This is a genomic window from Leucobacter sp. G161, from assembly GCF_001482305.1.
In the GTDB taxonomy this organism is placed as follows: Bacteria; Actinomycetota; Actinomycetes; order Actinomycetales; family Microbacteriaceae; genus Leucobacter.
Window position 1 is genome coordinate 1 of sequence record NZ_LOHP01000086.1, and the last position, 8,910, is coordinate 8,910.

Genomic DNA, 8,910 nt, shown 5'->3' on the forward strand with positions numbered 1-8,910 from the left:
AACACGCATCGCAGCGATCGTACGCGAGGGCCACGCCAACACCGACCTCGTCCCCGACTCCCTCCTCGCCACCCTCGCGAGCCTCCCCACGAGTCGATGATCCAAGCGATCACTAGATCTCTTGGCAGTCAGCCTGGAACATTGTGCTGTCCAGTAGACGCCGCCCGACGGTCGCGGTCTCTTGTGTAGGTGAGACAACGACCGCCATGCGACTGCTCAGCGCGTCTACCCAGCGATCTCAGTATTCCATCGGTCAATCCAAGCGCTCAGATTCTTTGAAATCGCAGCGCTGTCGAAGGATTGAAGCTTGGCGATCTGGTCCTCACCGTAGGGCACGTAGTTCTCGTCGAGATACGACTTCGGCAGCTCGGACTGAGAATTCACTGGTCCGAGCCCAGTCGCCTGCACAAACTCCGCGTTCACATCGGCTGCCAGCTGGAAGTTGATATATTCGTGCGCGCCCTGAACATTGAGGGCATCCTTCGGAATCACCATCGTACTAATCACGGCTATCGCGCCTTCCTCGGGCTCCACGAATGCAACCGGAGCCCCACTTGCTTTTAGCGCCCCGGTTCGATCCGCGTACCACGGTCCGATCCAGGCCTCGCCACTGGTGAGCAGACGACTCATTTCGTCGGGAGTGTTGTAAATAGAGACCACGTTCGGCATAAGCCGCTCAATAGCTTCGAACCCGGGATCGATGTCGTTTTCGTCTCCGCCGTTCATCTTCGCTGCTTGCACCAGGAACTGGTACCCGACGGTCCCAGCGACATTACTGATCGCAACATGACCGGCGTATTTGTCGTCCCACAGGTCATTCCATGATGTGGGCGCTTCAGTCACTTCATCAGTGTTGTAGGCAATGCCACTCATGGAGGTGATGTAGGCGAGCCAATAGTTGTCCTGATCAACGGCGAGCGGGTAAAGCTCTTCCGCGTTTGGCACCTGTTCGAGGTTAATTGTTTGGAGAAGACCTGCTTCTTTCGCTTGCTCCACAATTGCAAGATCCATGTATGCGACATCAAAGATTGAGCTGTCACCGCGGAGGAGAGTGAGCGCCTCGGAGCCGAGAGCGGTGGTGAGTCCGACCTTCGTCCCGGTCTCGGTTTCAAAGGGCGTCACAACGGTTTTCTCCAGGCCCTCCTGCCAGACCCCACCGAATGAGTTGACACTCAGTGAACCGGAATTGCCACCTGGCGCTTCTTCGCCGCCTCCAGCACGACATCCGGTAAGTACAAGAGCCGATAGCGCGATGACGCCCGCGAGCTTCGCAACGTTGCGAATACGTGAACTAGACATGATTGGATTTCCTCTTTCCTCGTGAGATGAATTTCTTCGGATGAGTTCTTGAATTAGTGCAGCGTCCGACCGCCATCGACGGCAAGCGTCACGCCAGTGATGTACTCGTTCGTCGAGAGCATCATGATCGCGGCCGCGAGCTCCTCTGGCTTCCCGTCACGCTTGACGAGGTATTGGGCATGCCCAGTGGCGGCAGCCGCGACCTCGCCGCTTCGCAACTGTTGCGCATCGCGATGCATCGGCGTATCTACGATTCCGGGAGCAACGCAGTTCGCACGGATCTCACGCGCAGCGAGATCTACTGCGAGGGCGCGGGTATACGCGATGACGGCACCCTTCGTTGCTGCGTAGGCCGAGAGTTCAGGGCCCGGGCGGAGTCCTGCACCAGATGAGACCGTCACAATTGACGCGCCCCTCGGCATGAGTGGGAGCAGCGCGTCGACCACACGCCACACTCCCTTCACGTTCACTGCGAAGAGCCGATCCCATGCTGCGTCATCAAGCGCGTCCGGCGCGCCGGCAAGCACAGTCCCGGCGGCGGCAATGAGGATGTCGCACCGGCCGTGAGCAGTACGGAGACGATCCGCAAGCCCGCGCACTGATGCGGCACTGGTAACGTCAACGGGCTGATCACCTGCGACATCGGCGATGACGACCGTTGCCCCGAGGTCCGTACACGCGGAAGCCACCGCGAGGCCAATCCCGCTCGCTCCGCCTGTGACAACAACGACTTTGTCAGCAAGAGCAGGGGGCACACCACTCATGAAGCGTTGTTCCGTTCTTCGAGAAGCCCGGGGCGCACCCTGTCTGCATACGCCGAGCACCGCAGAAACTCGGCATTTCCTGATTCCACGATGTGATTGATCGTCTGTTCAAGCGCCCAAAGGCGCGAGTGCCTCCCGATCACTTGTGGGTGCATGGCAAGCATGTAGTGAGTGCCAGCTTCAGTACTGATTCCGTCCCACTCCCTCATCCAGGATTCAGCGACGGCCGAAGGTGCTGACATTGTCCTGCCCGGCAGACGATTGCTATAGAGGAAGAACGGGGCATCGTCGAGCACCCACGCGAACGGAAGCTCGACAATGTCTGTTATTCGGCCACGGTCGGCCAACAAATGCGCAGAATCTGAGTCAAAGAGGTTCGAGGAAAAGTCGAGCCCGAAGCGCTCCATGTACCCAATTGAATGAGCGGTGAGCTCGCCGGCTGGCGACCGCCAACCACGGGGCTTTCGCCCCGTCGCTCGAACAATGGCGTCATAACCACGTTCGAACTCCTCAAGTTCGCCTGCGGCCCCCAGCTCATCTGACCACTTGTGTGTATGGCTATGGTGCTCGATCTCATGACCTGCTTCAAGAATCGATTCGATCGCTCGCGGATGATTCTCGATGACCTTGCCTGGGATGAAGAATGTCACCGGGATGTCATACCGGCTGAGCAACCCGAGTACCCGCGGAAGCCCAACGTTTGGCCCGTAGGTACCCTGCGACAACCAGACGGGCTTATTTTCGCTGTCTGGGTCGCGGGCGCTCCAGAGTTGCTCAGCGTCGAGATCAAACGTAAGCAATACAGGGGTCGTCATGGGCGAGTCCTTTCAGTTGCAGAGACCGTCTCGTGTTTCGCCGTCGGTGACGACGGCAACCGAAAGACGCGGTCTTGGAAACGGGCGGCGAGGTCGAGCAGCATGCCTTCGGTGCCTTGTCGCCCAATGAGTTGCAGTCCGACCGGCATACCGCGAACGAGACCGCACGGCACCGTGATGGCCGGAAGGCCAGTGAAATTCATGAGGAAGGTAAACGAGACGAAGCCACGCCGCGCATCCTCAGGCAGAGCGATTTCCCCCTCACGGATACTCGGCGCAATGAACCCAAGAGTCGGGGTCGCTACGACGTCGACTCCGTCCAACACCATCGCAAGGTGTTCCATGGCTGCAAGTTGTACGTCGATGGCTGCGGAGTAGAGGTCCGGCGTGAGTTTTGCTGCGCCCTGGAACTGGTGTCGCGCGTAATCTGTCAGCAGTGCTGCAGTCCGCGAGTCTTCGAGCAGCTCACGTCCACCGGTTGAGTAGCGATCAGACTGCATCATCCGGTAGAACGCGGGGTTAAATTCATCTGCACGCATTCCGGCTGCTGACTCGGTCACACGTCCACCGGTCTCGGCGGCGAAGGTACGAACCGCGGCGGCGGCCGCTGCGACAACGTCCGGTTCGACTCCGGGCACTCCGCTCTCGCCAACCCACCGGATGCGCGGGGCTTTAACCGCTTCCGAAGAACCGGACACTCCCGTCGGGAATAGACCTCGCGTGAGGCCATCGTGCTGTGAAGGGCCCGCCATCGCGAAGTAGAGCGCAGCCGCATCAAGCGCATCAAGCGCGATCGGGCCAGCCGAGGAAAACCGACGAGTACCAATCCGTCCCCCTCCCCGCGGTATGGCGCCACGCGAAGGCATAAGCCCCACCGCACCGCACAGAGCCGCAGGGATCCGCACGGAGCCACCGCCGTCACTACCAATCGCGATTGCGGTGACACCAGCTCCGATACTTGCCGCAGCCCCGCCGCTCGAACCACCGCTGGTGCGTGTCACATCCCAGGGGTTGCGGGTCTCGGGCGCAAGATCGTTGACGGTCCGTACATGGATCGCGAATTCTGGGGTGTTCGTCTTCCCGATGAGGATCCCTCCAGCCGCGCGAACACGAGCGACGAGCTCTGCATCAGCCGACGGCAAATGGTCCTCAAAAACTCGCGATCCGTAAGTCGTCCGAACCCCTGCGGTGTTGTAGGTGTCTTTCACAGAGAACGGGACTCCCCAGAGGAGACCTGGCGTCTCACCGTTTGCGAGACGGGCAGCGAGTGCGTCGATTTGGCTACGGGCATGCGCCTCATCCACCGTGAGAAAAGCGTTTATCGACGGTTCGGCCCCAGCGAGTCGAGCGAGCGTTTCGTCAAGTATTTCGTGCGCCGAGATTTCACCCTGGACGATGCGGGCCCGTATTGCTCGGGCGCTGTGGGCGTTCACTTCCACCCTCCCCAAATGCTCCATCCGCCATCGACGTTGATCGTCTGACCGGTGATGTAAGAAGCGTCCTCGCCAAGCAAGAATCGTGTAACGCGCGCAACCTCCGCCGGGTCGCCGAGCCGGCCAAGCGGAGTACGCTCAAGCACGCGCTCGCGGTTGAGTAGCCCGAGGTCGAAGTTTCGTTCAACGAGCGGGGTGAGAATCGTGCCCGGAGCCACCCCATTGACGCGAACTCCGTGCGCAGCCCACTCAGCTGCGAGCTGTCGGGTGAGCCCGTCCATCGCTGCCTTTGCCGCCCCATACCCCGTACGGCCTCCGAGCGCGCGCAGGCTTGCAAGGCTCGAAATGTTCACCACGCTGCCCCGCCTCCGTCTCAGCTCGGCCTCGGCACGGCGAAGCACCCTCGTTGGCCCGACAAGATGCATCTGAAGAATTGATGCCCAGTCCGCATCTCCGATCTCACCGAATGGCTTCGTCATCCCGGCGCCAGCATTGTTCACGATGCCGTCAATACGGCCAAAGCCTTGCAGCGTCGTGTCGACAAGTGCTGCCGCAGTAGCTTCCTCCCGGATGTCTCCCGCGACGATGAGCGCACGGCCTCCGGCGGCAGCAGCCTCAGCTGCCACCATCTCACAATCATTGTGATCTAGGCCATGCACTGTCACGTCCCAACCGCTCTGTGCAAGCTCGACGGCGGTCGCGCGCCCGATGCCCGATGACGAGCCGGTCACAATCGCTGCTTTCCGCTCAACCATCATCTCTACCTCCAGTGAACTTGGTCATGACGCCTACGAGCAAAGCGCAGAAGAGGACGATCACCGTCGAGATCGCCGCCACGCTCGGGTCGTTCGAATACTGCACATGAGTGAAGATCGCGACGGGTAGCGTTTCAAAATGCGGGCCAACGAGGAGGAGTGGGACGACTGCTTCATCGAACGAGATCACGAATGCAAAGATCGCTCCGCTCACCACGCTTGGCGTAATACTCGGCAAGACCACGCGAACAAAAGTGCGCACGGGCCCGGCACCGAGGGATTGCGCTGCTTCAATCATGCGGTCGTCAAGCTGCCTCAACCCTGCGAGAACTGACCGGATGACGAACGGCGAAGCGACGATGACATGAGCTAGGAGGCCTCCTTCGAAGTATCCCCGCCAACCGGACAGCGAGAGTACGATCATCAACCCGAGTCCCAGGACAATCGCTGGAAGCATAAGAGGCGACAGGAACACCTGCTCGAGAGCCGCAGTAAACCGATTCGGCATGCGCACGATCGCGTACGCGGCGAGAGTCCCGGTCACGACACAGATGATTGTCGCGGCGATGCCGAGTATCCGGCTCGTAACAAGCCCCCCAACAAATGAGGCGTTGTCAAACGCTTTCGCAAACCATTCAAGGCTGAAGCCCTGCGGGGGAAAGACGAGGTATCCGGTCGACGTGACCGCGCTAGCGGCAACCACCACGAGTGGGGCAACTGCAAAAAGACCAATCAGTGTGACGGCTCCCCAAAAGAACAGTCCGGAGAGTGGCCTACGTCGGCTGATTTTAGCGTTGGAGAACACGTCGCACCGCCATTGTCTGTAGAAGGAGGATCATGAGTGTAATGACAAGGAGCACGATGCCGAGCGCTGCTGCCAACGACCAGTTCTGAGCAACCGTCGCCTGCTGGAAAATAACCGTCACGATGGTGGTGACTTTGCCGCCGCCGAGGAGCTGCGGCGTCACGAGCGCGCTCATACTCGTAACAAACGTGAGCGCTGCACCGGCAAGCAGACCTTCGAGGCTCTGCGGAAGCGTAATCAGCCAGAACACGCGAAGCGGGCCAGACCCGAGGGACTGAGCCGCTTCCTCAGTGCGACGATCGATCGCGGCGATCGACGTGATGAGGCTCAAGACCATGAACGGGAAGTAGGTGTGGACAAGGCCAATAGTGACCCCGACGGGGGTGAACAGGAGCCGGACGCCGTCAAGGCCGATCGCGTTTAGTGCCTGCTGCACTGGCCCGGTACTGGAGAGCATCACCGACCACCCAAAGGTTTTCACGACCACGCTCGTGAGCATCGGCATTGTCACAACAGCGAGAAGCAGACCGCGGATCGAGCGGGGTCCCCGCACGATCGCGAGCGCCATCGGGTATCCGATAAGCGCAGAGCACACCACTGTGATGAGCGACAGCAGCAGTGTGCGCCCAATGAGCGCCGCGTACTGCGGCGTTTGCAGGATTGTCGCGAAGGCATCGACCGAGAAAGCACCGTCGGGTGCTTGGAAGGCGTAGCGCAGCAGCAGCACGAGTGGCAGCACAAACCCGATGACGAAAATCACACCGAGTGGTGCGAGCATGAGCAGAGTCAGTCTGGAGGCTCCGGTACGCCTGACGGCATTATTGGCAGCCCGTCCGGTCTGGGCAGCAATCATCGCGGTCGTCATGAGCCCTCGCCAGAAAGCAATATGACGTTGTCAGGCGCGACCCGAATTCCAACGAGGTCGCCCGCCGCAATTTGCTCGGCGCGAGTCCCGGCGGTTGTCGCGTGTACTACGACCTCGCCGAGCTCGAGCTCCACTTCTAACGTCGCGCCGTAATAGAACGTCGAGCGAACGCGACTCTCAATTCCTGCGTGACGTTCAACGATCTGGACGTCTTCAGGGCGTACGAGGACGGTGCTCGGGCTGTCGACCTGCATGGTCGATTCGAAGTTGCCAATTGGGGTCGCCACGACGGTGCCGCCCGATCCTGGCCTCGCGTGAGTCACTGGGAAAAGGTTGCCGTCCCCCGCAAATGTGGCCATAAATACGCTTGATGGGCGCCGGCAAATTCAGTTCGGATTATCAAGCTGTTGGATCCTGCCGCCCTGGAGCACAGCGATCCGATCGGCCATTCCGAATGCTTCTTGCCGGTCATGCGTCACCATGATCGTGGTCGTCCCGGTCTGGAGTTGTAGTCGACGTATCTCCTCGCCCACCTGTTTGCGGAGATTGGCATCCAAGTTCGAGAGGGGCTCGTCAAGGAGGAGCAGTGCGGGATTCATCGCCAGTGCTCGCGCAAGCGCCACACGCTGCTGCTGTCCGCCTGACAAGCTTCCTGGGCGCTTATCTGCGTGACCGTTGAGCTGTACAAGATCGATGAGTTCATCGACTCGAGCTCGGATTTGACTAGCGGATTTGCGTTGGACTCTGAGGGAAAACGCGACATTCTCCCGAACAGACATGTGGGGGAACAGGGCGTACGACTGGAACACCATTCCGATTTGGCGCTTGTGAACTGACTGATTCACTAGGTCGGAACCGTGCAACCGGATCTCGCCCTCTGCAGGAGAAATGAAGCCGGCAACGGTACGGATGACCGTCGTTTTGCCGGATCCACTCGGGCCAAGCAAGGCGATGAGCTCGCCCTGGGCCACCGCGAGGTCTACTCCGTGGAGGACTCGCGTCCTACCGTAATCAACGCTCACTTGGTGAAGTGTGAGTGCCGAATCACTCAACCGCCCAACGGCAGCGTCATTGCTTCGGGTTGCGGGGGCAACATCCATGTTTTTCCTCCGAGTTCGGCAATCTAAACCTAACTACTGGTCAGACCAGATGCTAGGTTGATTGAATAGATCTTGACGTATGACCCCGGGCAAGGTCAAGATGAGCTGCCAAATCAAAGAATTCTCGATGAGGTTTAGATGCCCGGAAGAAATGTGGAGCACCCCATGCCCGAAGCTGCGTTCAATCCGATCAAACGCGACAGAGCTTTCGAGGCAATCGTGCGCCAAATCGAGACTGCGATTCTTGATGGAACGTACAAAGTCGGAGACTATCTTCCATCCGAGCGGGCCCTCGTTGAGCAATTTCAGGTGGGCAGGTCAAGCGTCCGCGAAGCCCTTCGCATTCTGGAAAGCCTCGGCATGGTTCGGACCAGTCCTGGTAACCGGAAGGGCGTCGAGGTCACTGATTCAATGGCGAGCAGCATGTCACGCCTCCTCAACGGCGCACTCCGCCTCCACAGCGTGCCGCTCGTAGACCTCGTTGAGTACCGAATGATGATCGGTTCAACCGGGAACTTCCTCGCAGCGAATTTTCGCGAAGAGACACACCTTGACGCGATGCGCGCTGCAATCCGAGATATGGAGAAGTTTCGCGATACGCCGGCGCAATTTGCTCTCGCTGATGTTGCATTCCACAGCGCAATTCAGGAGGCTTCAGGGAACTCGCTTATGAGAATGATCAACAATGTCATTGAGACAGCGGTGATTGACCTGTTGCACGAAACTGTCTCCGATAGTGAGGCTGATGGCCCCGCGATGCGAGACCTGTTTATCGAAAAGCACCTTGCCCTCTTCGAAGCGATTGCAGGGGGCAAGGGACACGATGCCGCCGCCATTGCTCGCGAGTCACTGGTCGATGCATATGGCCCGCGGCTGACGTCAGATGAGCTTGGGCGCCTTGAGCTGCTTGCAGCTACCCGTCTCGAGGGTTCCGGCGACGCTCGTCACAACTGAGCGATACCCCTGAGTCTCTACACCCCGGCTTCTACAGATTGGATCCCAATGACGCGCTCCCACTCCATCGCGGTACTCCCCGGCGACGGCATCGGCCCAGAGGTTATCGCATGCGCCCTC

Annotated in this window: 10 protein-coding genes and 1 pseudogene; 2 read left to right on the top strand and 9 right to left on the bottom strand. The window is 59.6% G+C overall.

Annotated features, from left to right (window positions below):
* Window positions 1-225: 225 nt before the first annotated feature.
* From AUL38_RS15270 to AUL38_RS15310, 9 genes are all read right to left on the bottom strand, one after another.
* Complete coding sequence (locus AUL38_RS15270) at window positions 226-1,299, bottom strand: ABC transporter substrate-binding protein (protein ID WP_059063436.1); 1,074 nt, start codon at window positions 1,297-1,299, stop codon at window positions 226-228.
* Between the two features lie 53 nt (window positions 1,300-1,352).
* On the bottom strand, window positions 1,353-2,063 hold the full coding sequence (locus tag AUL38_RS15275; protein WP_059063438.1) for an SDR family NAD(P)-dependent oxidoreductase: 711 nt from the start codon (window positions 2,061-2,063) through the stop codon (window positions 1,353-1,355).
* Window positions 2,060-2,878 carry a polysaccharide deacetylase gene (locus tag AUL38_RS15280; protein ID WP_059063441.1) on the bottom strand — a complete coding sequence of 273 codons (819 nt, stop codon included), beginning with the start codon at window positions 2,876-2,878 and terminating at the stop codon, window positions 2,060-2,062. Before AUL38_RS15280 ends, AUL38_RS15275 begins: the two co-directional genes overlap by 4 nt.
* Window positions 2,875-4,311, bottom strand: coding sequence for an amidase (locus AUL38_RS15285; RefSeq protein WP_161937455.1), 1,437 nt, complete (start codon window positions 4,309-4,311; stop codon window positions 2,875-2,877). Before AUL38_RS15285 ends, AUL38_RS15280 begins: the two co-directional genes overlap by 4 nt.
* Window positions 4,308-5,066 carry an SDR family NAD(P)-dependent oxidoreductase gene (locus AUL38_RS15290; RefSeq protein WP_059063445.1) on the bottom strand — a complete coding sequence of 253 codons (759 nt, stop codon included), beginning with the start codon at window positions 5,064-5,066 and terminating at the stop codon, window positions 4,308-4,310. The genes AUL38_RS15285 and AUL38_RS15290 overlap by 4 nt, the downstream gene beginning before the upstream one ends.
* Window positions 5,059-5,871, bottom strand: coding sequence for an ABC transporter permease (locus AUL38_RS15295; RefSeq protein WP_153006628.1), 813 nt, complete (start codon window positions 5,869-5,871; stop codon window positions 5,059-5,061). Before AUL38_RS15295 ends, AUL38_RS15290 begins: the two co-directional genes overlap by 8 nt.
* The gene (locus AUL38_RS15300) at window positions 5,855-6,649 is read right to left on the bottom strand and encodes an ABC transporter permease (protein WP_059063449.1); all 795 of its coding nucleotides are present in this window, start codon (window positions 6,647-6,649) and stop codon (window positions 5,855-5,857) included. The genes AUL38_RS15295 and AUL38_RS15300 overlap by 17 nt, the downstream gene beginning before the upstream one ends.
* A gap of 83 nt (window positions 6,650-6,732) precedes the next feature.
* Complete coding sequence (locus AUL38_RS15305) at window positions 6,733-7,059, bottom strand: TOBE domain-containing protein (protein ID WP_161937456.1); 327 nt, start codon at window positions 7,057-7,059, stop codon at window positions 6,733-6,735.
* A gap of 63 nt (window positions 7,060-7,122) precedes the next feature.
* Window positions 7,123-7,836, bottom strand: coding sequence for an ABC transporter ATP-binding protein (locus AUL38_RS15310; protein ID WP_059063453.1), 714 nt, complete (start codon window positions 7,834-7,836; stop codon window positions 7,123-7,125).
* Between the two features lie 165 nt (window positions 7,837-8,001).
* Here AUL38_RS15310 and AUL38_RS18020 point away from each other — a divergent pair.
* Together AUL38_RS18020 and AUL38_RS15315 are read left to right on the top strand one after the other, a co-directional pair.
* Window positions 8,002-8,208, top strand: a pseudogene (locus AUL38_RS18020) (FadR/GntR family transcriptional regulator); the annotation flags it as partial.
* Between the two features lie 51 nt (window positions 8,209-8,259).
* The gene (locus tag AUL38_RS15315; protein WP_235590752.1) at window positions 8,260-8,790 is read left to right on the top strand and encodes a FadR/GntR family transcriptional regulator; all 531 of its coding nucleotides are present in this window, start codon (window positions 8,260-8,262) and stop codon (window positions 8,788-8,790) included.
* The last annotated feature ends 120 nt before the right edge of the window (window positions 8,791-8,910 follow it).